The organism is Streptomyces sp. NPDC005761 (assembly GCF_040630635.1).
GTDB lineage: Bacteria > Actinomycetota > Actinomycetes > Streptomycetales > Streptomycetaceae > Streptomyces.
Genome location: NZ_JBEXXX010000019.1, coordinates 101,648 through 123,359 on the forward strand (window position 1 = coordinate 101,648; position 21,712 = coordinate 123,359).

Sequence of the window (21,712 nt, forward strand, 5' to 3'; positions counted from 1 at the left end):
CCCTGGGGAGTACCTAGGGCTGCCGGGCGGGGTGGCGCATTCCTACCTGACACCGCCACGCCCATGGCAGACCACGTGGCGACCCCTGGCGAAGCCTGGCGAATAGTCGCAGGGCATCTGACAGGGGGTTACTGTCAACACAGCCGAGAACCTGGGGGCTTGACGTGACCGGAGAACCCAACACCCGCCTTTCCGACCTGTTCGGCCTTGCCGGCTGGTCCAAGGGCGAACTCGCGAGAATGGTGAACAGGCAGGCGGCGGCCATGGGCCACCCGCAACTGGCCACCGACACCTCGCGCGTGAGGCGCTGGATCGACATGGGGGAGTCCCCGCGTGATCCCGTGCCCAAGGTGCTGGCAGCCCTGTTCACCGAGCGGCTCGGCCGTGTCGTGACCATCGAGGACCTCGGGTTCGGCCGACGCGGGCGTGTGGGGAAACGGCGAGAGACCGGGACGGAACACAATCCCGACCAACTCCCGTGGGCGCCCGAGCGGACGGCAGCGGTCCTCACCGAATTCACGGGAATGGACCTCATGCTCAACCGACGCGGCTTGGTGAGCGCGGGCGCCGCGCTCACCGCCGGCTCCACGATCGCCGGCCCCATGCACGACTGGCTGCACACCGACCCCGTACTGGCGGCCGACGCCCCACGCATCGACGACCCCATGTACGCGGACCCGGCCGGCTACGACCGGTACGAGGCCGCGCCCATCGGCTCGGAGGAGATCGAGGCGCTGGAACGCTCCGTGGAGGTGTTCCGTGCCTGGGACGCCTCCCGCGGCGGCGGCCTCCAGCGCAAGGCCGTGGTGGGCCAGCTGAACGAGGTGGGCGGCATGCTCGCCTACCGTCACCCCGACCATCTGCAGCGCCGCCTCTGGGGTGTCGCCGCCAACCTCGCCGTGCTCGCGGGCTGGATGTCGCACGACATCGGTCTCGAACCCACGGCACAGAAGTACTTCGTCATCGCCGCCCACGCCGCGCGCGAGGGCGGCGACCGGCCGCGGGCGGGCGAGGCGCTCTCCAGGGCGGCGCGTCAGATGGTCCACCTCGGCCGTCCCGACGACGCGCTCGACCTCATGAAGCTCGCCAAGTCGGGTTCCGGCGACATGGTCCTGCCGCGAACCCAGGCGATGCTGCACACCATCGAGGCCTGGGCGCAGGCCTCGATGGGCCGGGGGCAGGCCATGCGGCGCACCCTCGGCCGTGCCGAGGAGCTCTTCATCTCGGACAAGGGCGATGTGCCACCGCCCAGTTGGATGCAGATGTTCGACGAGGCCGATCTGCACGGCATGCAGGCCCTGGCGTTCCGCACGCTGGCCGAGCACGACCCCTCGGCTGCGGTCATCGCCCAGCGCCATGCGAAGCAGGCGCTGGAACTGCGGGTCAACGGGCGCCAGCGGTCCAAGATCTTCGACTACATCTCGCTCGCCTCGGCCTGCTTCATCGCCGACGACCCCGAGCAGGCGGACCGTTACGCACGGCTCGCGCTGGTGACGATGGGGGAGACCTCCTCGCACCGCACCTGGGACCGGCTGCGCGAAATGTACCGGCTGACGGGCCAGTTCGCGGGCTACGCGAAGATCGAGGACCTGCGCGAGGAAATCCAGCGCTCGCTGCCGCAGAGTTCCCTCATCAAGAGGCCGAGGAGCTCAGAGATCTGATCCTTCGGCGCTGCGAAGGAAGACGTATGGAGGACGTCACGAAGACGAGGCGCTCCCAGGAAGAGGCGCCACGGGAAAAGGCCGTCGTTCCTCGGCCCTCGCTCGGCTACGCCCCGATGCGGGCGATCAGCACGCACGCGTCGTCCAGTCGCTCGGCACCACCGAACTCCTCGACGACGGTCCGTACGCATTCCTGCGCTGTGCGGGCCTCGGCGAAGCGCGGCGCGAGTCCGAGCAGCTTCTCCGTGCCCGGGCGGAGACCGTTGTGGGCGCTATCGGTGCCCCGGGCCAGCCCGTCGGTGTGGAGTACCAGCACATCGCCGGGCAGCAGGTGCACTTCGTCCTGCTCGTACGCGACTCCGGACGCCGCTCCGAGGAGCACCCCGTCCGGCAGGGGTACCTGGCGCCCGGCCCCGTCGCGGAAGAGCAGTGGTGCCGGGTGTCCGGCCTGTGCCCAGTCCAGCCTGCGAGTGGCGGGGTCGAACCGGCAGCACACCGCGCTGCCCAGAGCGGGCTGGACCGATGTCTCCAGTAACTGGTTGAGGTGCCCCATCAGGGCACCGGGTTCGATGCCGGCCACCGCCATGCCGCGCAACGCACCCAGGATCATCGCCATGGCGGAGGTCGCCTGGATGCCATGACCGGTCAGATCACCGACCGTGAGCAGCGTGCGACCGTCCGGCAGTTCCATCGCGTCGTACCAGCCGCCGCCGATCAGCGCGCTCGAATCCGAGGGCAGATAGTGGGCAGCGATGTCCAGGGACCCGGGCCCCTGGTCCGGGAGGCTCAGTGAACCCCGCCACGGAGGAAGTACGGCCTCCTGGAGTTCCACGGCCATCCGGCGTTCGGTCCGGGCGATGTGCTGCTGGTGACGGAGCGAGTCCTGGGTGCGGCGTACCACCTGTCGGCTGCGGTGCAGCGCGCTGACGTCGCGCAGGACCGCCCACATCGAAGCGGTGCAGCCGTCCGCGTCGAGGACGGGTTCGCCCATCATGTGGAGGGTTCGCATCTGCCCGTCCGTGCGCAAAATGCGGAACTCGCCGTCTATCGGCTTGCCGTCGACCAGACAGTCCGTCACCAGTGCTGTGAGCAGGGGCTGGTCCTCGGGTACGAGGACGGAGGGGAGGTCATCCAGCGAGAGAGGCCCTGCGTCGGGGGTGCGTCCGAAGATCTGGAACAGGTCTCCGGACCAGCTCACCTCGTCGGTCAGCAGATTCCATTCGGCGCTGCCCACCCGGCCGATCAGCGAGCCCGGCTGCTCGACGGCGGGCGCGTCCTGGTGGGCCGGCCGGGTCGCCACGGCTGCGAACTGCTCCGCGGCCTCGGAGGGCAGACCTTGCCTGAGCTGTCCGAGATGTGCGCCGAGATCATCGAGCTGATGGACCGCCAGATCGCACAGCGCACGCTGCCAGCGCAACTGCGGGTCGTCCTCGTCGATGAGGACGGTGTCGCGCCGCACCGCGTCCACGTCCCCGCGCAGCCGGTGCGTCCGGTCGATCAACGCTTCGAAGGCGTCGCGCTCGGGCGGCTGGGGGGCGGGGCGGTCCGCGGGCGGGTGGGGCGGCATGTCGTACTCCGATACAGGCGCGGTACAACCAGGGTCTGAGGGTGGACCGGATACGACTGTGGCACAGCCGGCACGAGCCCGTAAGTGGTTTGGCAACACTCGATGCGTTCTTGCGTATGGCATATGCCAGCGGCTGATCGGAACCCAGATCCCTCGAACACCCTTGCTGTCTGCGGGCGTTGATGCAAGTCATGCGGCGCTCGGTGCCGGATGCGCGCCCTTGTGCGCCGCTCTCGCGCGGTGCGCGCGGGCCGGGCCCGGGCATATGCGGACAGGAGCCCCCGCCTGGGCGGGGGCTCCGGGGCTTCGGGTGTCCGCGGTGTCAGCAGAGGGCGATGCGCCCGTACGAGCCCATCTTCCACTTCCACTCGAGGGTCTCGCCGGGCGAGGTGGTCCAGCAGCTCCTGTCGGGGCCGTTGTTGATCACCAGCTGGATGTGCATGTTCCGGCCGCAGTTGTTGGTCGTCCACGCCGTCTTGTTCTGCTTGATGACCTCGCGCGCCACGCAGGCGGGAGCGGTGTCTCCGGCGGCGGCCGCCGGGCCGGCGGCGGTCAGGGAACAGGCGGCGATCATCGCGGTGGCCGCGAGAGTGGTCAGGGTGTTCTTCAGGCGCATGGCTCACGTTCCTAGGGGGGTGGCTGCAATGCCGGGCACAGCGATCAACGAGCGTCACGGCCCCGCGTGACGGTCGTCGAGGAGTGCTCGGGCGCCCGAGTGGGAAGTGCCTCGCCTGCCGGGAATGCGTCCGGGGGAGTCCGCGTTACACGACCAGAACGAAAACGAATCCCGTTCCCATCAAGGGTCCGGGATCGGTACTGGAGTCCGGAGGTGCCCATGGCCCGCAGTGAGGCCCGTCCTGTCGTCACTCTCCGCTCGACCGCCGGAACCGGTCAGAGCTATGTGACCCGCAAGAGCCGTCGCAACAACCCCGACCGCCTGGTCCTGCGCAAGTACGACCCCGTGGCCGGTCTGCACGTCGATTTCCGTGAGGAACGCTGACCGACGCCCGCCTCCGACGGGCGGCTCCGGCAGGCCCTCTGTTCTCGCACCAGGGAAGGAACGCTCATGAAGTCCCGAATCCACCCCGTCTCCCGTCCGGTCCTCTTCCGTGACCGCGCCGCGGGGGCGGCCTTCCTCACCCGTTCCACCGCGGATTCCGATCAGCGGGTGACCTGGGAGGACGGTCGGAGCTATCCCGTCATCGACGTGGAGACCTCCTCGGAGAGTCACCCGTTCTACACGGGGAACCAGCAGGTGCTGGACACGGCCGGCCGGATCGAACAGTTCAACCGTCGTTACGGCCCCGAGGCGCGTGCCGCCCGCGCATGACGCCACGCCCTGCGGCCCGGTCGTCCGTGCCCTGGATCACAGTCCGGGGTGCGGATTCACGGGAACGCCGACTGGTGATTTATCGTTCACCTATATGTGGATGACGCGCTGAGCGCCCACACCAGAGCCGCCCCGGCTGGATTCCCCCGATCCGGCCGGGGCTTCCCCTTGTCCGGGGGAAGACACCTCCGCGTGCGGAACGGATCCTGCGCTCCGGGACGGTCCCTACGCCCGGGCCGGCTCCGGGACGGTTCGCCGTCCCGCCGCTTCGGCGACGAGCGCGGCGGCCGCCAGCCCCGCAGCAGCCACGGCACCCGAGGCAGGCCACAGGCGCACCGTCATCGCGGCCAGGGCCGCGCCGGCCACTACCGCGAGCAGCCGACCGGCGGCCCAGCCGTCACCGGGACGCCACGACCTCCGGGCGAGCCGGCCGACGAGAGACGTCAGCGTCCCGGTGAAGTAGTTCGTGGGCGTGGCCCGGACACGGCCCTGGATGCCCATCGCGAGCCCCATGAGCACCAGAAGGCCCAGTCGGCCCGTGTCCGACGTGATCAGCCCGCACGCCCACAGCACGGCACCCGCGGTGAGCAGTGCCACCTCGATCAGCAGCATGACGGGCAGACGCCACCACATCCGCTCTCCCGCAGCAGCGCCCCAGGCCACCCCGCACGCGTACGAGACCAGCGCGGTGACCACACGCAGCGCGACACCCTCCTCGCCCGCCCCTGCCGCGGCGGCGCCCAGCAGCACCAGGTTGCCCGTCATCACGCCGGCGAAGACCTGGCCGACGCAGATGAAGACGAAGGCGTCCGCCGCCCCGGAGGCCGCCGACAGCAGCAACAGAGCGGCGTGGGCACGGGGACCGTCCGCGGTGTCGCGGCCTGCCGGTTCGGTGGGTGCGGGGGGAGTCGGCACGTCAGCATCCTCGCCGCCGTGCGTCCGGCCGGCCGGCGTTGGCCTCGGCACGGCGCGGCGCCTCACGCCACGCAACTCCTTACGGCGCGTCCCGCTCGGCGCCCCGGTCATCCACGGACGCGCCGGTCATGGCGAGACCACGGCGCTGGCCGGTCCGGCTGGCACGAGGCCCGCTGCCGTACGGGCGATGGTGCGGGCCATCCCGCCGAAGACGCTGGAGTGGAAGGGCGACGCCATGGGGTCTCCGCATCACTTCGCCCTGCCCTGTCCGCCGGGCTGCCCACTCCACCGGGCCGTTGCGACCAGTCCGGCCCGCGCCCGACCGCGTCGCATCACGCCGGTGCGGCGACAGCAGGTGTGGTGCGGCACGTCGGGGGCATCCGTCGCCCATGGACGCAGAGGTTGGAAGAGACGCGCGCGACGGAGTACGCCAACGGGCATGGGGCCGTGTGCTCCTGCGAGCCGTCATCCTGGTGACGGCCTTCCTGGCCATGGTCGGATTCTCCATAGTGCTGGCGAAGGCGACGCTCACGCCGTCACCCGCCTCGGAGGATCTCGTGACGTCGAACCTCCGTCCGGGGCGCTCACTGCGGCAGTACGCCGAGGACTACACGTTCCTCGCTGCGTGCAAGCAGGCCGGCGGCAACCTGGTGCTGGGCATGCCGTTCGGTGTCCTGCTGCCGGTCCTCGTGCCGCGGCGGCTGCGCATGATCCGTATGGTCCTGTTGACCGTCCTCGTCATCGTGATCGTCGAACTGGTGCAGGGGGCACTGGTCCCGGGACGCGCCTTCGACGTCGACGACGTCATCCTCAACACGGCGGGCGCGCTGCTCGGCTATCTGGTGCTGGGCCGGCGCCTGAGCCACCGCTACCACGTGCTCGCGGCCGAACCGGAGCGCAGGGCCGAGCCGGTCCGGACCCGGAGGACGAAGCCCGGCGCGGCCGAACCGGACCGCAAGGCCGTGCCGGTCCGGACCAGCCGGACGAAGCCCGGCCGCACCGCCCCCCGCGTGGGCACGGTGTGGACGCGGGCGCGGGACGGAGTGCGGGCGGGCCTCACCCGCGAACGCGGCCACAAGCGCTGACCGGCCCCGCGACAGGCGGACGGCAGGGCACCCGATCGGCCCGTTGCCGATTGCACGCCGCCCGGGGCGGTCCCAGCGTGGGGTGACGCCGCATTGTCCAGCAGGCGTACGGATCACCCGCCGAAGGGGAAGCGACATGGCCGACGCGCAGTGGAGTCCGGGGCGCAGGGCAGGAGACGCCGATGAATTCCTGCCGGTGCTGGACGTCATCGAGCCGGTCCGCCAGCGCCGTCTCACCGTCCTGTTCCGTCTGCTGCTGCTGATCCCGCACTTCGTCGTGCTGTTCTTCCTGGAGATCGCGGCGTTCTTCACCGTCGTCTTCGGCTGGTTCGCCGCCCTCGTTCTCGGGCGGCTCCCCGAACCCGCCTTCCGCTTCCTTGCGGCGACCCTCGCCTACCGCACCAGGGTCGCCGCGAGCGTCATGCTCCTCGTCGACCGCTATCCGCCGTTCACTCTGTCCCAGCCGCAGGACTACCCGGTCCGCATCGACGTCCGTCCGACGAGCCTCAACCGGCTGGCCGTCTTCTTCCGGCTGATCCTGGTGATTCCCGCAGCCGTCGTGCAGAGCCTGGCCACGTCCGGGTGGTGGGCGCTGTCGATCGTGTGGTGGCTCATCACGCTGATCCTCGGGCGCATGCCCCGCCCGCTCTTCGAAGCCACGGCGGCCACCCTCCGCTACGAGATGCGCGTGTCCGCCTACCTGTCGATGCTCAGCCCGGCCTACCCCAAGGGGTTCTTCGGAGAGGACGCCCTCTCCGTACCGGAACAGCAGGGGCGCTCGGCGACCAGGCCGCTGGTCATGAGCACCGCGGGCAAGGCGCTGCTGGTCCTCTTCCTGGTCCTCGGGCTCGTCGGCAGCATCACGACCTCAGTGACCCGCTCGTCGTCCGACGACATGGATTACGGGATGCAGGCGTAAAGGACTCGTGCGAACCACCGCCCGACCGGCATGATCGTCCGATGACATGGACAGCACCTGAAGCCACCCGTACCGATGGTTCGCTCGTCGCGGCAGAGCGGGAGATGCTCACCGGATACCTCGGATGGTTCCGAGCCACCCTTCTCCAGAAGTGCGCCGGCCTGACGGGCGAGCAACTTGCCGAGCGGACCACACCACCGTCGAACCTCTCGCTGCTCGGCCTCCTCCGACACATGGCCAAGGTCGAACGCACCTGGTTCCGGCAGCGGTTCGCCGGTGAGGATCTCGCGCCGATGTACGACCCGCAGAAGGGCAAGGACGCGGACTTCGAGGACCTCGACCCTGCCCGGGCGGCCGAGGACTACGCCCGGCTGGTCGAGGAGTGCCGTCTGGCGGACGAGGTCGTCGCCGGCGCCTCGTTCGACGACACGTTCGTCCACAACGGCGAGGTCTTCTCGCTGCGCCTGGTACACGTCCACATGATCGGCGAGTACGCGCGCCACATCGGCCATGCCGATCTGGTGCGCGAGCGGCTGGACGGGGTGACCGGGGCCTGAGGCGGGGCGCGGGCGCTGACGGAACCCCCGCGCGGACAAACGCGTACGGACAGGAGCCCCGCCCTCCGTAGGGTGGGGCCCCCGACGGCGACGCCGTCATCCGACCCGCGCCCCCTGTGCGGGCGGACGGAGGAGGCGGCTAGGCCGACCGGTGGGTGAGGCTGGAGCTGGAGCTGAGCGCGTTCGACGCCGACCGGTTCGAGCCGTACGTGAGGCGTCCCACCGTGGGTGTGGTGTCTCCGTCGCCATGAAGACGTTCGGGATGCGATTGGCCACGGCGTGCGGTGTGCGCAGGATTCGCACCATCCATCATCCGGCGAACGACACGGCCATCGGGATGAACCGGAAGCTGGGCTGCACCGACACCCGCACCGACTGAGCCGAGCCCGGCCGTTCGCGCCGACCGACACGTCGGCGGGAGCGGAGTTTTCCGGCGGTCGGTGGTGTTGAAGCGATGATGAGGGCACGCGGCCGACGAGCGCCGCGACCGCACATCGACGACGGGACCACTGCCATGCCTCTTCAGGGCGAGTACGAGCCGAGCCCCACACCTCAGGTGCGTGACCAGGTCGAACAGTACGAGAGTTCGGGCGGAACGCAGGGGACGACCATGCGGGGTATGCCGGTCATCGTCCTGACGACGCTGGGCGCCAAGAGCGGGAAGATCCGTAAGACGCCACTGATGCGGGTCGAGCACGACGGCTCGTACGCCGTGGTCGCCTCCCTGGGCGGGGCTCCGCAGCACCCGGTCTGGTACCACAACCTCACCGCCGACCCGCGCGCCGAACTCCAGGACGGCCCGGTGCGCCAGGACATGACCGCCCGTGAGGTCACCGGGGACGAGAAGGCGCTCTGGTGGGAGCGCGCCGTCGAGGCGTACCCCGACTACGCCGACTACCAGGAGAAGACCGACCGGGAAATCCCCGTGCTCGTACTGGAGCCCGTGGAAAACGGCCACTGAGCAACACGGGCACCCGGACCGGCCGGACGCGAGCCGGTACGGGCCGGCCGTCCCGCCGGGCCGCGCGGGACACCAGGGTCGTGGGCGGCCCGCCCGCACGGGCGCGAGGAGCGCGACGGGATATTCTCCAGCACGGCTCCTGGCGCCTGGGGCCGAGCGGAAGGATGCACAACCAGATGACAGACAACTCCGAGCTGGTCGCGTTCGTCCGGGCGCGCCTCGACGAGGAAGAAGGGGTCGCACGTGCGGCCGGCGGCGGCGCGTGGCGGTGCCCGGCCGAGGTGCCGGGCGAGATCCACGACCGGACCGGTGCCATTGCCTTCACACTGAGGACGCACGGCTACGACCACCACATCGCTCTGCAGGATCCCGCGCGAACCCTCCAGCGCATCGAGACCAGCAGGGTGCTCCTCGACGAGTACGCGGAGGTCGCAGCCTTGGACGTCGACCGCCCGCAGCGGGACTTCGCCTCGGGCCGGGCCTTCGGCCTGGGGTTCGTGGTCCGGCAGATGGCCGCGGAACATGCCGGGCACCCCGGTTACCAGGTGAAGTGGCTGCCCCGGTTCACGCAGTAGGCGCACCGTGCCGGGGAGGACGCTGCGCCTCCCGCGGCACGGTCGAGCCCCCGGGCGCACGGACCGGCTGCCCCGGGCGCGCCACGCGGACACCGGCCGGTCAGAGCGGGTTCGTGCCGCCTTCGCCCTTGGTGGACACCTGATCGCTCCGCTCCTGGAGCCGGCGCGCCTTTTCCTCGAGGCGCCGGCGCTCCTGCGGATCGGAGACGCGCTCGGCCGCCTCCTTCATCTCCTGGGCCTTGGCGCGAATACGCTCGGCGCGGCCGCCGGTTTCATCCGCAACACTCATGATCACTCCTGGGTCTCGGGGGAGAGCCGACTCCACCAGCGAATCAGCGCGCCCACACACGTGCATCTCGAACGGTCACGCGCCGCTACGAAGTGCGGTGCGTGACCGATCGTGCGGGGCGTCGTCGCTTCAGTTCCTGTCCGATCGTGCCGATCTGCTCCGTCAGAGAGCTGTATTCATCGACAACGGCACGGGAGCGCACCATGGATGCTCGTCTGAACCTGTTCGGCAGCGCGGCCGGGGGCAAGTTCTTCAAGTACATCAACTCGGCCGACAAGGTGGTCGTGGGCTCGACCCTGCCGGCGGTCACGCAGGAACTGGTGAAGCTCCGTGCGAGTCAGATCAACGGCTGTGGCTTCTGCACCGACATGCACACCAAGGACGCCACGCATGCCGGGGAGACCGCGATCCGTCTCCATATGGTCGCCGCCTGGCGGGAGGCCACGGTGTTCACCGACGCCGAGCGCGCCGCGCTGGAGCTGGCGGAGCAGGGCACCCGCATCGCGGACGCGGCGGGAGGCGTCACGGACGAGGCCTGGGCGAACGCGGCCAAGCACTACGACGAGGACCAGCTGGCCGCCCTGGTGATGCTCATCGCCCTCATCAACGCCTACAACCGGGTCAACGTCATCGTCCAGCAGCCCGCCGGCGACTACCAGCCCGGCCAGTTCGGATAGCGGGGACGGCGCAGGCATCCGGCGGCTGCCGGAGGCGGGGGGCCTGGCTGGCCCGGGGCGGTCCGTTCTCTCTGGCGAGATCATGCGCCTGAACGCACGGCCCGGTTGCGGGAGTCGCTGCCCCACGCCGCGCGCACGAGCATGTTCGGCGGGGAAACGAGGAAGGCATGCGCACGTGGACCCGCGCCGTGCCTGCGGCGATGGGCGCGCCGGTTGGGGTAGAGCTAAGCGGCAGCTACGGCACCGATTCGGGCAAGGACAGGAGCGCGTGCTCCGTGACGTAGGCCCTACGACCGCTGAGGCATCATGTCGTCAGTGATCACCATTCATCTGAAGTACGAGATCGACCCCGACCGCATCGAGGACTTCGAGGAGTACGGCCGGCGGTGGGTCGTACTCGTCAACCGCTTCGGCGGCACGCACCACGGCTACTTCCTGCCCAGCGAGGGCGACAGCGACATCGCCTACGCGCTCTTCTCGTTTCCCGGCTTCGCGGAGTACGAGCGCTACAGGGCCGACAGCACCACCGACCCCGAGTGCCAGGCCGCATTCGAGCTTGCGCGCCGCACACGGTGCATCCGACGCTACGAGCGCCGATTCCTGCGCCCCCTCGACGCGGAGGAGAAGTGAGCACCATGACAGCGCGCGTGACGGCCGTGAGCAGCGTGGTCCACCTGACCCCGGCGGAGATGGCCGAACTCGGCGCCTCGATCCGCCGCCTGCTGGCCGGGTACCGGGGGCGGGACGAGGCGTCCGCCGCGCGACCCACAGGCACGGTGGCCGTCGCGGCGGTCACCCGCCTGTTTTCCCCTGCTCGGCCGCTGAGGCCGCCGGCCCGGCAGGCGAAGCCGGACGGCCCGGCGTGCGATGCCGGGCGGGAGTGGCCTCAGACTGCGCCCAGATCGGTGCTGAGCCAGTGCTCGGGCCGCATGTGGATGACGACCTGCTCGCCGTGCTCCCGCCATGCGAAGTCGACATAACCGTCGACCTTCTCCGGCGGGAGATAGCGTGACGAGATCTCCACCAGCTGCTCGCGGGTGGCTTGCTGGGTCGAGATCACTGGGCCCTCCACGGAAACGTAACGGACGGTCGGCGTGACGCGTTCGACCATCATGGAGAACCGGCCGGCTGCGGCGATCGAGGTGCCTTTCCGGGAGGTGCGGCCCGTCATGATCCAGAGGTCGCCGCCCGGTTCGTACGCGTACCAGATCGGTACGACGAGCGGGCCCCGGCCCTCCTCGGCCGCGACCACCGCCAGTGCTGCGACGTGCGGTTCGGCCAGGAACTGCTCGCGTTCTTCGCGGGTCAGGGGCATGGAGGACTCCTTCGGGTCGGATGCGTTCTACGCAGGCTCCGTGGGCGAGCGGCCCGCCGCCGTGCCGATGACCTCGTCCAGGACCTCGCGGGAGCGGAGCAGGTCGTTGATCATGCGGTCGATGCGGTTCCGCTCGGTGGTGAGATCGGCGACCAGCGCCGGGGTGGCGCGAAGGGAAGGCCCGCCGTCCTCGTCACGCATGCACGGCAGGATCCGCGCGATCTTCGAACTGTGCAGACCGGCCGCGTAGAGCTCCTGGATGCGGATGACCCGGTCGACGGCGCCCTCGGGGTAGTCGCGGTGACCGCCGGGCGTCCGATCGGCTGCCAGCAGCCCCTGCTCCTCGTAGTAGCGCAAGGAACGCTCCCCGACGCCGGTGCGAGCCGCCAGTTCTCCGATGCGCATGACCACCCCATGACTTGAATCTCACATCAATGTCAGGTTCTACGGTACCGCCATGACGCACACACAGCAGGCAGCCGCCGCATCACATCTCTTCGAACCCGCCCGCCTCGGTGGTCTCGGACTGGCCAACCGGCTGGTCATGGCCCCCCTGACACGTAACCGTGCCACGGCCGACGGCGTGCCGGGCGAGCTGATGGTCACCCACTACGCACAACGCGCCTCGGCCGGTCTGATCATCGCCGAGGGCACCACCCCCAACGCGGTCGGCCGGACCTACCCGCACATCCCGGGCATCCACAGCCCCGAGCAGATCGCCGGATGGCGCCGGGTCACCGACGCGGTGCGAGCGGCTTCCGGGCGGAGCCACATGTTCCTCCAGTTGCAGCACGGCGGCAGGGTCGGTCACCCCGACACCAGCGGTCACATCCCGCTCGCGCCGTCCGCCGTGCGCTTCCCGGAGATGCTGCCGACACCGAAGGGCCTCCAAAGCGCCGTCGCACCCCGTGAGATGTCGGCGCGGGACATCAAGTCCACCATCGCCGATTTCGCAGCGGCGGCCCGCAACGCCGTCGAAGCGGGCTTCGCCGGTGTGGAGGTGCACTCCGCCAACGGGCACCTGCTGCACCAGTTCCTGGCCGGCAACACCAACCGCCGGACCGACGAGTGGGGAGGCTCCGCGGCCGACCGGACGCGGTTCACCGTCGAGGTGGTGCGGGCCGTCGCGGAGGCCGTCGGCCCGGAACGCGTCGGCGTGCGCATCTCGCCCGGTGCGGGCGTCAACAGCATCGAGGAAGGTGACACCGAGGGCATCTACGCGGCGCTCCTGCCCGCGCTCGCGCGCATCGCCCCGGTCTATCTCCACGTGGTCCACGCCGACCCGGACCAGCCCCTCTTCTCGCGGATCCGCGAGGACTGGCCGGGCACGCTGATAGCCAACCCGGTGCTCTCGCGTGAGGAGACGGCGGCGGACGGCGGCATGAGGCGAGGGGAGCGGCTGCTGGCCGAGGGTGCCGAACTGATCGCGCTGGGCCGCGGATTCCTTGCCAACCCCGACCTCGTGGAGAGACTGCGCACGGGTTCACCGCTCAATGAGATCCGTCCGGAATTCCTGATGCACGTCCACGGGGCGGAGGGTTACAACGACTACCCCCTGCTGGCGCGGATCTGAACCGTGGACCGGGGGCGGAGCGGCGCACCCTGCAGTAGGCCGGCCCCGGGTCCGTACAGCGTGTCAGTGGCCGCCGCTCGCCGGCCGCCGGCGGCGCATCAGCTCCGAGAGCTTCCGCCGCGGGGGCCGGGCGGTGATGTCGCCGCCGCGTGACTGCCCGGTCAGTCGCACCTGGAGGGTGGGGCCGACGGCCTGACCGGATTCCGGACCGATCCTGATCTCTCCGCTGCTGCGTACCAGACCGTCCGTGTCGACGACGACGCCCGGCCTGGTCACCAGGATGAGGTTTCCCCCGATCCGCAGGTCGAGATCGATGTGCAGGGTGCTGTGGGTGATCACCGCGTCGGTGAAGTCGAGCTTCGCTTCGCAGAACATCAGCCGGATCTCCATCCGGCGCGGGACGAGCCAGCGGCCCGTACGGCTGACATCGCCGAAGCGCTGGTCGATCCTGACCAGTTCCTTGGCCTGCGGCGGCATTCCCTCCGAAGGCAGGTCGGCAGTCAGTTCCGCCAGCTCGCCCCGGGTGCGGGCGGACAGTGCGGCGTCCAGGCGCTCGTCCAGCTCGACAGCGGTGAGCCGGCCGTCGCCGGCGGCCACCTGGAGGATCTCCACGACCTGGTCCCGCTCCCGGTCGGATGCCCGCAGCTCGGGCCGTGCGTCACGTCCTGAAGAGTCGTCGGCCGACTGCAGTTCACCCGTCATCCCTGCATTTTGGCCGAGGGCCCGGGGTGTCGCAACGCCCTTGATCGCGGGGGCGTACCCGGCCGGGGACCGAGGCCGGGTCGTACGGGACAGGCGGGCCGGTTCGCGGGCGCCCGGACGCCTCAGCCGACGGGCCTCCGTTCCGATCCCCGCGGGCCGGCCGCCGCGCGCAGCAGGTCGCGCAGTTCCAGAGCGGCCGGGAGCGGCGCGGTGGGCAGCGCGACGTGGACGGTCCGGCGCAGGGCCGGGTCGGTCAGCCGGCACAGGGCCAGTGTGCCGGGGACCGCCCGGGCGGCAAGTGAGGGGACGAGTGCCACCCCCAGTCCCGCGGCCACATAGCCGAACTTCCCGGCCCACTCCGCAATGCGAATGACCTTCCTGGGGGTGAAGCCCGCTCGGGCGCAGGCGTCCGCGAGCATGGTCGGGCGGTCACCGTACGCGCTCTGGAGCCAGGCCTCGTCGCGAAGTTCGCGCAGGTCGAACGTGCCGGTCCGGGCCAGCCGGTGGCCCTGGGGGAGTACGACGCACAACTCGTCCTCGCACAACACGGTCGTGGTGATGCCGTCGGCCTGCGGCAGACCGGACGGGTAGTCGCTGACGACGGCCAGGTCGAGGGCGCCGTCCGTGAGCCGCCGCATGAGGATCTCCGTGGGGCCCTCGGATGCGGCGACCTCGACGCCAGGCCGGATGTCCCGGAGCGACCGGAGGGCGCCGGGTACCAAGGAGATGTTGGCGGTGGCGAACGCGCCGACGTGCAGCAACCCGCCCTGCCCTGCGTGAAGGACGGCCAGTTCCCGCTCCGCCCTCGCCAGCCGGTCCAGCACCTCGGTGGCATGCCGGTGCAGTGTGCGGCCGGCGGGGTTCAGGCGCACACCCCTGGGGAGCCGGTCGAACAACGGGCCGCCCGCCTGCTGTTCCAGCGCGGCGATCCGCCGGGACACCGCGGACTGCGTGTAGTTGAGCCGGATCGCCGCCTGTGTGAACGAACCGCACTCCGCCACGGCCACGAGCAGCCGAAGCGCATCGTTCTCGAACACCCGCTCACCACCTCCCGGCTGTCGACCGTCTTGCCCGCCATTCTCGCTCCTCCCATTCCTCTGACGCATGGCTTCCATGCAATCCAGTCGCTGGTGGAATGCCGGGCCCCGCCCTAACGTCGATCGCATGGCGGTGAGACGGCGTCGATACGCGTTCCGCCCACATCACGTTCCAACCAGCCCTAGGGGGAAGTGTGTTGTCACAGAGACGAGCGATGGCCGGGTGTGTCCGGTGACGGGCGAGGGGGTCCTTTCCCTGCCGACGATGCTGACCGACGTGGAGGAACTCGTGCGGTGCGAATCCTTCTCGTCCGACCTGGGGGCGGTTGCTCGCAGTGCGGAAGTGGTCGGTTCCGTGGGGGCGAGGCTGCTGGGGGCACCGCCGGAACGGATCGCGATCGGTGGGGTGAGTCACCTGCGGTGGTCCTTCGGCACTCCGAAGGTTCTGCTGGTCGGGCATCACGACACGGTGTGGCCCATGGGCTCGATCCGGAGCCGTCCCTGGTCGGTGGCAGCCGGCAGAGCACGGGGGCCTGGCGTTCTGGACATGAAAGCGGGACTGGTGCAGATGTTCCATGCGCTGGCGTCCCTCCCTTCGCCGGACGGGGTGTGCGTGATCGTCAACGGGGACGAGGAGGTCGGCTCCACGACGTCACGGCAACTGATCGAGCAGTCCGCAGCCGGGTGCGCCGCCGCGTTCGTGCTGGAGGCGTCGGCGGACGACGCGGGGGCGCTCAAGACCGCCCGCAAGGGCACGTCACGTTACGAGATCGTGGTGCACGGCAAGGCCGCACACGCGGGCCAGGAACCCGAGAAGGGGGTCAACGCCACCATCGAGGTGGCTCACCAGGTGCTGTCCGTGACCGGCCTGGGCGCCTCCGCCGCCGCAGCCGTGGACGGCGGCCCCCTGGGCGCGGCAACCATCACGCCCACCCTTCTGTCGGCGGGAAGCGCACGCAACACGGTCCCGGCACTTGCCCGGCTGACGGTCGACGTACGTGCGCCCAGTGCCGCGTCGCAGGAGGCGATCGATGTGCTGGTGCGGGGGATGACGCCCCGGACCCCCGGTGCGCGACTGGAAGTCCGGGGCGGAAGGCAACGGCCGCCGATGGGCCCGGAGTCCTCCGCCGCCCTCTTCGCCCTGGCGTCCCGGATCGCCGTCGCACAGGGGCACGAACCCCTGAGGGGGGTGTCCGTCGGCGGCGCCTCCGACGCCAACTACACCGCGGCGATGGGCTGTCCGACGCTGGACGGCCTCGGGGCCGTGGGTGCCGGAGCCCACGCGGACTCCGAGTACGTGGACATCGACCGGATGGTTCCACGGGCCCGGCTGCTCGCCGAACTCATCGCGCGGACCAGGCGATGACGCGCTTGTCCGTAACGGCCGAGTGGGCCGTGGCACATCTTCCAGGGAGACGATTCGAATGAGGCCAGGCGTGAACGGATTCGGCTGGGGCGAGGCCTGCGGAGACTACGCAGTCGCCGGAGTGGGCGGTGCGCTCGCGCAGACGGGCCGGCGGGCGCTCGTGACACTGTGCCTCGTGCTGCTTGTCCTCCTGGCCGTCAAGCAGCCCGTCGCGGCGTGGGCCAGGGGTGCCGTGGTGATCGGGATCGTGCTCGTCGTGTGGGGACTCACCCGCGGATGGCGTCTCCTGTCCACCCGGTTCGGGCTCCGCAGGTGCTATCTCTTCCCGGGCGGCCTGGTCGTCACCGACCTGTTCGGCCGGCCGCTGGGAGCCGTGGCGTGGAGCGAGGTGACGGCACTGAACGTGGTGGTCACCCAGTCGCTCCTGATGGCCTTCCACCGGTTCGAGGTCGAGCGGCGAGGGGGCCGACGCCTGGCGTTCCTGGCCATGGGTGCGCAACCTGCCCTGGTCGAGCCTCTGCTGAGCCGGGCCGCAGCGAACGGCGTGGGGCGCTGACCGGTCTCGGCCGCGGTCGCGCGCCCCGTCGGGGTACCGTAGTCGGCTCAGCCGGCCAGGTTGCGCAGGAACCGTGCCGCGACCGGGCCCGCGTCGGCGCCGCCGGACCCCCCGTCCTCCAGGAGGACCGCCCACGCGAGGTCGGAGTCGCCCTGGTAGCCGATCATCCATGCGTGGGTGCGGGGCGGCTTCTCGGTACCGAACTCAGCCGTTCCGGTCTTCGCGTGCGGGCTGCCGGGGAGATCCCGCAACGCGTGGGCGGAACCGGAGGTCACCGTGGCGCGCATCAGCTCGCGGAGCTGACCGGTGACGTCGGCGCCGAGCGAGGCGGGGGCGGTGTACTTCTTCTTCACCGCGTCCGGCACCAGCACCGGCTGGTTGAACGCGCCGCTCTTGACGGTGGCCGCCATGGATGCCATGACCAGCGGAGATGCCTGGACACGTGCTTGGCCGATGGTGGCGGCGGCCTTGTCGTTGTCACTCGTCGTGGCGGGGACGCTGCCGTCGTACGTGGTCGTGCCCACGTCCCAGCTGCCCCCGATCCCGAACGCCCGGGCCGCGTCACGCAGATCGGTGCTGGAGAGCCGGCTGCGGGCGTTCACGAAGTAGGTGTTGCAGGACTGGGCGAAGACATCCGTGAAGGTCGAGCCGGCCGGGAGGGAGAACTGTCCCTGGTTCTCGAAGCGCTGGCCGTCGACGTCGGCGAACTTCGGGCAGGCCGCGGCATCCGCGGGCCGGGTGCCGCCCTTCAGCAGGGCCGCCGTGGTGACGACCTTGAAGGTGGAGCCGGGCGGGTAGCGCCCTTCGAGAGCGCGATTGAGGCCACCGGGCCGGTTGACGGCGGCGAGGATGTGACCATTGCGCGGGTTGACGGCGACGATGGCCGCGTTGTTCTCGACCTCGGCCACGGCGTCGGCCGCCGCCTTCTGGACGCGCGGGTCGATGGTGGTGCGTACCGGACGGCCTTCGGCCGAGGCGGCTGGGCCGAGGGTCTTGAGAGCGCGCCCGCTCTGCCGGTCCGCGACGACGAGGGACTTGCCGGCCTTCCTGCCGCCGGAGAGCACCTTGTCGTACCGGGCCTCGAGTCCCGATGCCCCCTTGCCGCTGACCGGGTCGACGACGCCTACGAGCGAAGCGGCCTGGAGCGGCCGGCCCCGGCTGTCGAGCACCTTGCCCCGGGTCTCGTCCGTCTGGAGCGCCAGCGTCTGGCCCGGGCTGAGTTCCGGGTGGATCATCGGCGAGGTGAATTCGACCTTCCACGTCCCCGACGTCCGGTTCACCTCGGCGTGGGAGCGCCAGGTGACCTCACCCGCACCAGGAACCTCCATGGCCACGGAGAAGGGGAAGAGGACCTTCCCGTCCTCCTCCTTCCGGCCGTCGCCGTCCACAAGGGTGGTCCGGGAGGGCTTGAGGTTGGTCAGTATCGACGTGAGGAGCGAGGCGGCGTTGTCAGGAGTATCGGTATGGCGTGCGGCCCCTTTCGCGTCGTGCTTCGCCCACGCCGCGAGGAATGCCGTCAATGGCTTCCGGGCGGCTGTCACCTGCGGATCGTCCTCCTTCGCGTCGCCGCCCCAGAGACTGAAGGCGCCGTACCCGCCTCCGGCCAGCAGGAGGAGGACCGCGAAGATGCCGAGCAGCCGCCGCCCGCGGCGCCGCGGCCCGTATCCCGTATGAGTGTTCCGGATGCCGGCACGCGTCAAGGTGCTCTCCGTTCTGGGTCCGGCCTGTTCGGCCCGCCGGAGACGGCCCCCGGCAACTAGGGGGCGCAACCGTGCGGGCAGGCCCTCGACAGCCCTGCCGAAGCCCCCGCGGGCAACCCCCGCCGGGAGTCAAACCCGCTGCCGGCCCACATGTCGAATATGCTCTCGGCATCGGCGTGAGTCGTAAGCAATATTGCTGCACGTCAGGGGGGCGCAGTGCTGACCGAACGGCACCTGGAAATCTTTGTCGCGCTGGCGGAGGAGGAACACTTCGGCACGGCTGCCCAGCGGGTGGGCATCACCCAGCCACCGCTGTCGCAGGGCCTGCGCAGGCTGGAGGCGCTGCTCGGGGTCCGACTGTTCGATCGTGAGCGCGGGGTGTTCCTCACCGAGGAGGGGGCCCTGCTGCTTCCGCACGCCCGCCGGGCTCTGGCGGCGCTCGCGGAGCTCAGGGAGACCGGCGCCCGCGAGCACGCGGACGGCCGTCGCCTGCGACTCGGGCTGACCCCCGAGGTACCGGCCTCGCTCGCGGCCGATGTGGCAGCCGCGCCGGTCCGGGCCGGTGAGCGGACGCGGATCGGCATGGTGACGGCGTCAACGGCCGCGCTGCTCGGTGACGTCGAGGCCGGGCGGCTGGACCTGGCGGTGATCCGGCATCCGTCGGTGCTGCACGGTCTGGCCGCAGGCCGAGTGATCCTGTTGCCGACGTGGGTCCTTGTGCCGGCCGGCCTCCAACAGGTGGGTGGTGCGGTGCCGTTGGGGCTACCTGTCGCCGTGCGCCCGCGCGTCGAGGCGCCGGCGGCCCATGACCTGTTCGTCGACACCCTGGCCGGCCGCGGCCGTCGGGTGGAGACCGTCGTGGTCGCCGACGAGCGCGCCGGCCTTGCCCTGGTCGCGTCGGGCCAGGCGGTGCTCGTCACGGCGGACGACGCGCTGACGGCCTCCGGAGTTGCGCGCCGGGCGGCGACGGAGCCGCCGCTGCCCCTGCGGTTGCGCGTGGCGTGGAACCCGCGACGTCCGGACGCGAAGGAGACGGCGAAGACCGCACAACTGCTGGAGGACGCACTGGCCCGGAAGGCGGCGCTGTGAAGGGGAGCCGGCGCGGCATCGGTGTGGAGCGCACCATCCGCGGCATGTTCGACGACGCGGGTGTCCGGGGCTGGCTCCATGTGGCGGAACTGCACCGCCCTTCGGTCCAGGTGGCCATCGACGCCGACGACCAGCTGCCGATGGGTTCGGTCTACAAGGTGCCGCTCATGGTGGCCTTCTGCCGGCTCGCGGACGCGGGGCTGATCGATCCGTGCCGTCGGCTGACCCTCGAAGCCGAGGACCGCGTCGCCGGCCCGACCGGCGTCTCCATCCTTCGTGACCCCGTCACCATGTCCCTGCGCGACCTGGTGACCCAGATGATGAGCATCTCCGACAACACCGCGGCCGCCGCCGTACTCCGCGCAGTCGGCGCCGACGTGGTCGACGCCGTGTGCCAGGACCTGGGCATGCCCGACACCCGTGTCCACGGGGGAGTCGTCAGCACGTTCCGCCGGCTCGTCGCCGACACGGGAGCCCGATCGCTGGACGCGGCGCTGGCACGCGTGAGCGACAACGACGCCGTCGTGCCGGCGGACGTGTACGACCCTGCGTTCAAGGCCTCCAGTACGGCTGCGGACATGGCACGCCTGCTGCGCGCGATCTGGGTGGGACGGGCCGCCTCCGCCGACCGCTGCGCCTTCATGCGCGAGGTCATGCGCAGCCAGCCGTGGACGCACCGGCTCGCCTCCGGGTTCCCTTACGACGACGTCACCGTCTACGGGAAGACGGGCACGTTCGGGGCGTTGCGCCATGAGGCGGGGGTCGTCGAACTCGCGGACGGCAGCACCTATACGGCGGTGGTGTTCACCCAAGCCGCCCGGGCGGACAGCAAGTTGCCCCGGGCCGACGCCGTGATCGGGGCGGCGGCACGAGTCGCCGTGGAGGAACTGCGCGGAACCCAGGACGACTGAGAGGGGCCGCCGGTCGCGGACACGCACGCGTTGCGGGGGCAGTGACGCCACGCCCCCTTCCGCGGGCGCGGCGAGGTGTGGCGTCAGGCGGACAGCCGGTTGGGGTGGGAGGCGCGGCGGGCCGCGGCCAGCAGGGCGTGTATCCGTGGTGCGGCCTGGTTCATCTCGGTCACGGGCGTCGCGAACGGCAGCCGCACGTCGCGCCGCGTGCGGGCGTACTCAAGACGCAGGGTGACGCCGTACCGGTCCAGCGCCAGGGGGAGCGCACGCAGCATGTTCTTGTCCGGGCCCGGGCGCACGAGGCGCAACAGCAGCGGCACGAGTTCCGCGTGACTGTCCATGAGATGGGTCAGCATGTCGGCCTCGTGCGGGGCGACCGGATCGGGTACGGCCGTCAGGAGAGCGGACAGCGGTACGAATGTGCGGCCGCCGTCGTCATCGAGGGCCGCCTGGCCGAACTCCATGCAGATGCTTCCCGTGGCCTGCGCGTCGTAGGGGGCGGTCAACAGCCCGGTCATGGTGACCCGGCCGCGCAGCCGGTCGCGTACGGGGGCGGGCGCGACATCAGTGAACTCCACCCGCACGGGGACGGGCGCGGCCGGACGGTCAGGGCCGGTCGCGGACGGTTCATGCAGGTGGATGTGGCCCATCGCGCCCGTGCCGTCGAGGCGGTGGACGTCGACGGGGTCGAGACCGTCACTCACGACCGTCATCGAATGGGCTGTGGTGAGGATCGACAGCATGCGTTCGGCGGGAGTCGGCTGCGTGACACGGGCGCTGAAAGGACGCATCCAAGGTCTCCTGAGGGGAGGGTGACGAGAATCGACATGGATTAGTTAGGCATGCCTAACCTAACCTATGCCTGAGGGTGGCGGGGCCGGGGTGGGGGAAGTGGCCGGAACGCAACGGGGGCAGCGCGCGACCGGG

The 21,712-nt window shown here is 70.7% G+C and carries 26 protein-coding genes and 1 pseudogene; 17 read left to right on the plus strand and 10 right to left on the minus strand.

The window, feature by feature from the left end; translation table 11 throughout:
* The first annotated feature begins 164 nt into the window (after positions 1–164).
* A complete protein-coding gene (locus tag ABZ434_RS19275; protein ID WP_359137863.1) occupies positions 165–1,661 on the plus strand; it encodes a hypothetical protein in 1,497 nt (498 codons plus the stop codon).
* A 106-nt stretch (positions 1,662–1,767) separates the two neighbouring features.
* On the opposite strand, the gene ABZ434_RS19280 is transcribed toward ABZ434_RS19275, so the two are convergent.
* Complete coding sequence (locus ABZ434_RS19280; RefSeq protein ID WP_359137865.1) at positions 1,768–3,228, minus strand: SpoIIE family protein phosphatase; 1,461 nt, start codon at positions 3,226–3,228, stop codon at positions 1,768–1,770.
* Between the two features lie 322 nt (positions 3,229–3,550).
* The gene (locus ABZ434_RS19285; protein WP_359137868.1) at positions 3,551–3,844 is read right to left on the minus strand and encodes a hypothetical protein; all 294 of its coding nucleotides are present in this window, start codon (positions 3,842–3,844) and stop codon (positions 3,551–3,553) included.
* A 219-nt stretch (positions 3,845–4,063) separates the two neighbouring features.
* Here ABZ434_RS19285 and rpmG point away from each other — a divergent pair, with 219 nt between their 5' ends.
* Together rpmG and ABZ434_RS19295 are read left to right on the plus strand one after the other, a co-directional pair.
* Positions 4,064–4,228 (plus strand): 50S ribosomal protein L33, encoded by a 165-nt coding sequence (gene rpmG, locus ABZ434_RS19290; RefSeq protein WP_359137871.1) that lies wholly within the window; start codon positions 4,064–4,066, stop codon positions 4,226–4,228.
* A gap of 66 nt (positions 4,229–4,294) precedes the next feature.
* Positions 4,295–4,558, plus strand: a complete 264-nt coding sequence (locus ABZ434_RS19295; protein WP_359137873.1) for a type B 50S ribosomal protein L31 — start codon at positions 4,295–4,297, stop codon at positions 4,556–4,558.
* Positions 4,559–4,783: 225 nt separating this feature from the next.
* Here the strand turns inward: ABZ434_RS19295 and ABZ434_RS19300 are convergent, their stop codons facing one another.
* Positions 4,784–5,473 carry a YoaK family protein gene (locus ABZ434_RS19300; protein ID WP_359137876.1) on the minus strand — a complete coding sequence of 230 codons (690 nt, stop codon included), beginning with the start codon at positions 5,471–5,473 and terminating at the stop codon, positions 4,784–4,786.
* A 389-nt stretch (positions 5,474–5,862) separates the two neighbouring features.
* Between ABZ434_RS19300 and ABZ434_RS19305 the strand changes: the two genes are divergently transcribed.
* The 6 genes from ABZ434_RS19305 (at position 5,863) to ABZ434_RS19330 (ending at position 9,570) form a co-directional block, all read left to right on the plus strand.
* A complete protein-coding gene (locus ABZ434_RS19305) occupies positions 5,863–6,558 on the plus strand; it encodes a VanZ family protein (protein ID WP_359137879.1) in 696 nt (231 codons plus the stop codon).
* 136 nt (positions 6,559–6,694) lie between these two features.
* Positions 6,695–7,477 (plus strand): DUF4389 domain-containing protein, encoded by a 783-nt coding sequence (locus tag ABZ434_RS19310; RefSeq protein ID WP_359137882.1) that lies wholly within the window; start codon positions 6,695–6,697, stop codon positions 7,475–7,477.
* Between the two features lie 41 nt (positions 7,478–7,518).
* Positions 7,519–8,034, plus strand: a complete 516-nt coding sequence (locus ABZ434_RS19315) for a DinB family protein (RefSeq protein WP_359137885.1) — start codon at positions 7,519–7,521, stop codon at positions 8,032–8,034.
* Positions 8,035–8,281: 247 nt separating this feature from the next.
* Positions 8,282–8,413: a hypothetical protein gene (locus tag ABZ434_RS19320; RefSeq protein ID WP_359137887.1), complete on the plus strand. Its 132-nt coding sequence runs from the start codon at positions 8,282–8,284 to the stop codon at positions 8,411–8,413.
* Positions 8,414–8,548: 135 nt separating this feature from the next.
* The gene (locus ABZ434_RS19325; RefSeq protein ID WP_359137890.1) at positions 8,549–8,995 is read left to right on the plus strand and encodes a nitroreductase family deazaflavin-dependent oxidoreductase; all 447 of its coding nucleotides are present in this window, start codon (positions 8,549–8,551) and stop codon (positions 8,993–8,995) included.
* Between the two features lie 176 nt (positions 8,996–9,171).
* Entirely contained in the window at positions 9,172–9,570 is a 399-nt protein-coding gene (locus ABZ434_RS19330) for a DUF6221 family protein (RefSeq protein ID WP_359137894.1), read from the plus strand.
* A gap of 100 nt (positions 9,571–9,670) precedes the next feature.
* Here the strand turns inward: ABZ434_RS19330 and ABZ434_RS19335 are convergent, their stop codons facing one another.
* Entirely contained in the window at positions 9,671–9,859 is a 189-nt protein-coding gene (locus ABZ434_RS19335; RefSeq protein ID WP_359137897.1) for a DUF6381 family protein, read from the minus strand.
* 203 nt (positions 9,860–10,062) lie between these two features.
* On the opposite strand from ABZ434_RS19335, the gene ABZ434_RS19340 reads away from it, so the two are divergent.
* From ABZ434_RS19340 to ABZ434_RS19350, 3 genes and pseudogenes are all read left to right on the plus strand, one after another.
* Positions 10,063–10,536, plus strand: coding sequence for a carboxymuconolactone decarboxylase family protein (locus ABZ434_RS19340; protein WP_359137901.1), 474 nt, complete (start codon positions 10,063–10,065; stop codon positions 10,534–10,536).
* Between the two features lie 315 nt (positions 10,537–10,851).
* The gene (locus tag ABZ434_RS19345; RefSeq protein WP_359137904.1) at positions 10,852–11,166 is read left to right on the plus strand and encodes an NIPSNAP family protein; all 315 of its coding nucleotides are present in this window, start codon (positions 10,852–10,854) and stop codon (positions 11,164–11,166) included.
* A gap of 29 nt (positions 11,167–11,195) precedes the next feature.
* Positions 11,196–11,342: pseudogene (locus ABZ434_RS19350) on the plus strand (ArsR family transcriptional regulator); the annotation flags it as partial.
* Positions 11,343–11,422: 80 nt separating this feature from the next.
* Here the strand turns inward: ABZ434_RS19350 and ABZ434_RS19355 are convergent.
* Positions 11,423–11,851: a pyridoxamine 5'-phosphate oxidase family protein gene (locus ABZ434_RS19355; RefSeq protein ID WP_359137907.1), complete on the minus strand. Its 429-nt coding sequence runs from the start codon at positions 11,849–11,851 to the stop codon at positions 11,423–11,425.
* A gap of 27 nt (positions 11,852–11,878) precedes the next feature.
* Entirely contained in the window at positions 11,879–12,256 is a 378-nt protein-coding gene (locus ABZ434_RS19360; protein WP_359137910.1) for a MerR family transcriptional regulator, read from the minus strand.
* A 52-nt stretch (positions 12,257–12,308) separates the two neighbouring features.
* On the opposite strand from ABZ434_RS19360, the gene ABZ434_RS19365 reads away from it, so the two are divergent.
* On the plus strand, positions 12,309–13,424 hold the full coding sequence (locus tag ABZ434_RS19365; RefSeq protein WP_359137913.1) for an alkene reductase: 1,116 nt from the start codon (positions 12,309–12,311) through the stop codon (positions 13,422–13,424).
* Positions 13,425–13,487: 63 nt separating this feature from the next.
* Here ABZ434_RS19365 and ABZ434_RS19370 read toward each other — a convergent pair whose 3' ends face one another.
* Together ABZ434_RS19370 and ABZ434_RS19375 are read right to left on the minus strand one after the other, a co-directional pair.
* Entirely contained in the window at positions 13,488–14,126 is a 639-nt protein-coding gene (locus ABZ434_RS19370) for a DUF1707 domain-containing protein (protein ID WP_359137916.1), read from the minus strand.
* 122 nt (positions 14,127–14,248) lie between these two features.
* Positions 14,249–15,163, minus strand: a complete 915-nt coding sequence (locus ABZ434_RS19375; protein ID WP_359137919.1) for a LysR family transcriptional regulator — start codon at positions 15,161–15,163, stop codon at positions 14,249–14,251.
* A 265-nt stretch (positions 15,164–15,428) separates the two neighbouring features.
* Between ABZ434_RS19375 and ABZ434_RS19380 the strand changes: the two genes are divergently transcribed.
* Positions 15,429–16,529 carry a M20 family metallopeptidase gene (locus tag ABZ434_RS19380; protein WP_359137922.1) on the plus strand — a complete coding sequence of 367 codons (1,101 nt, stop codon included), beginning with the start codon at positions 15,429–15,431 and terminating at the stop codon, positions 16,527–16,529.
* 70 nt (positions 16,530–16,599) lie between these two features.
* Positions 16,600–17,085: a hypothetical protein gene (locus ABZ434_RS19385; protein ID WP_359137925.1), complete on the plus strand. Its 486-nt coding sequence runs from the start codon at positions 16,600–16,602 to the stop codon at positions 17,083–17,085.
* A 47-nt stretch (positions 17,086–17,132) separates the two neighbouring features.
* Here the strand turns inward: ABZ434_RS19385 and ABZ434_RS19390 are convergent, their stop codons facing one another.
* Positions 17,133–18,785: a penicillin-binding transpeptidase domain-containing protein gene (locus tag ABZ434_RS19390; RefSeq protein ID WP_359137929.1), complete on the minus strand. Its 1,653-nt coding sequence runs from the start codon at positions 18,783–18,785 to the stop codon at positions 17,133–17,135.
* Between the two features lie 216 nt (positions 18,786–19,001).
* Between ABZ434_RS19390 and ABZ434_RS19395 the strand changes: the two genes are divergently transcribed.
* Both ABZ434_RS19395 and ABZ434_RS19400 read left to right on the plus strand, forming a co-directional pair.
* Entirely contained in the window at positions 19,002–19,874 is an 873-nt protein-coding gene (locus ABZ434_RS19395) for a LysR family transcriptional regulator (RefSeq protein WP_359137932.1), read from the plus strand.
* Positions 19,871–20,785, plus strand: coding sequence for a serine hydrolase (locus tag ABZ434_RS19400; protein WP_359137935.1), 915 nt, complete (start codon positions 19,871–19,873; stop codon positions 20,783–20,785). The genes ABZ434_RS19395 and ABZ434_RS19400 overlap by 4 nt, the downstream gene beginning before the upstream one ends.
* An 83-nt stretch (positions 20,786–20,868) precedes the next feature.
* On the opposite strand, the gene ABZ434_RS19405 is transcribed toward ABZ434_RS19400, so the two are convergent.
* The gene (locus ABZ434_RS19405; protein ID WP_359137938.1) at positions 20,869–21,576 is read right to left on the minus strand and encodes a DUF2470 domain-containing protein; all 708 of its coding nucleotides are present in this window, start codon (positions 21,574–21,576) and stop codon (positions 20,869–20,871) included.
* Positions 21,577–21,712 lie beyond the last annotated feature (136 nt).

What these genes read in the sequence shown, in the direction of transcription:
- ABZ434_RS19280 (WP_359137865.1), bottom strand. Translation starts at nt 3,228, where the DNA reads ATGCCGCCCCACCCGCCCGCGGACCGCCCCGCCCCCCAGCCGCCCGAG.
- ABZ434_RS19285 (WP_359137868.1), bottom strand. Translation starts at nt 3,844, where the DNA reads ATGCGCCTGAAGAACACCCTGACCACTCTCGCGGCCACCGCGATGATC.
- rpmG (WP_359137871.1), top strand. Translation starts at nt 4,064, where the DNA reads ATGGCCCGCAGTGAGGCCCGTCCTGTCGTCACTCTCCGCTCGACCGCC.
- ABZ434_RS19295 (WP_359137873.1), top strand. Translation starts at nt 4,295, where the DNA reads ATGAAGTCCCGAATCCACCCCGTCTCCCGTCCGGTCCTCTTCCGTGAC.
- ABZ434_RS19305 (WP_359137879.1), top strand. Translation starts at nt 5,863, where the DNA reads ATGGACGCAGAGGTTGGAAGAGACGCGCGCGACGGAGTACGCCAACGG.
- ABZ434_RS19310 (WP_359137882.1), top strand. Translation starts at nt 6,695, where the DNA reads ATGGCCGACGCGCAGTGGAGTCCGGGGCGCAGGGCAGGAGACGCCGAT.
- ABZ434_RS19315 (WP_359137885.1), top strand. Translation starts at nt 7,519, where the DNA reads ATGACATGGACAGCACCTGAAGCCACCCGTACCGATGGTTCGCTCGTC.
- ABZ434_RS19320 (WP_359137887.1), top strand. Translation starts at nt 8,282, where the DNA reads ATGAAGACGTTCGGGATGCGATTGGCCACGGCGTGCGGTGTGCGCAGG.
- ABZ434_RS19325 (WP_359137890.1), top strand. Translation starts at nt 8,549, where the DNA reads ATGCCTCTTCAGGGCGAGTACGAGCCGAGCCCCACACCTCAGGTGCGT.
- ABZ434_RS19330 (WP_359137894.1), top strand. Translation starts at nt 9,172, where the DNA reads ATGACAGACAACTCCGAGCTGGTCGCGTTCGTCCGGGCGCGCCTCGAC.
- ABZ434_RS19335 (WP_359137897.1), bottom strand. Translation starts at nt 9,859, where the DNA reads ATGAGTGTTGCGGATGAAACCGGCGGCCGCGCCGAGCGTATTCGCGCC.
- ABZ434_RS19340 (WP_359137901.1), top strand. Translation starts at nt 10,063, where the DNA reads ATGGATGCTCGTCTGAACCTGTTCGGCAGCGCGGCCGGGGGCAAGTTC.
- ABZ434_RS19355 (WP_359137907.1), bottom strand. Translation starts at nt 11,851, where the DNA reads ATGCCCCTGACCCGCGAAGAACGCGAGCAGTTCCTGGCCGAACCGCAC.
- ABZ434_RS19360 (WP_359137910.1), bottom strand. Translation starts at nt 12,256, where the DNA reads ATGCGCATCGGAGAACTGGCGGCTCGCACCGGCGTCGGGGAGCGTTCC.
- ABZ434_RS19365 (WP_359137913.1), top strand. Translation starts at nt 12,309, where the DNA reads ATGACGCACACACAGCAGGCAGCCGCCGCATCACATCTCTTCGAACCC.
- ABZ434_RS19370 (WP_359137916.1), bottom strand. Translation starts at nt 14,126, where the DNA reads ATGACGGGTGAACTGCAGTCGGCCGACGACTCTTCAGGACGTGACGCA.
- ABZ434_RS19380 (WP_359137922.1), top strand. Translation starts at nt 15,429, where the DNA reads ATGCTGACCGACGTGGAGGAACTCGTGCGGTGCGAATCCTTCTCGTCC.
- ABZ434_RS19405 (WP_359137938.1), bottom strand. Translation starts at nt 21,576, where the DNA reads ATGCGTCCTTTCAGCGCCCGTGTCACGCAGCCGACTCCCGCCGAACGC.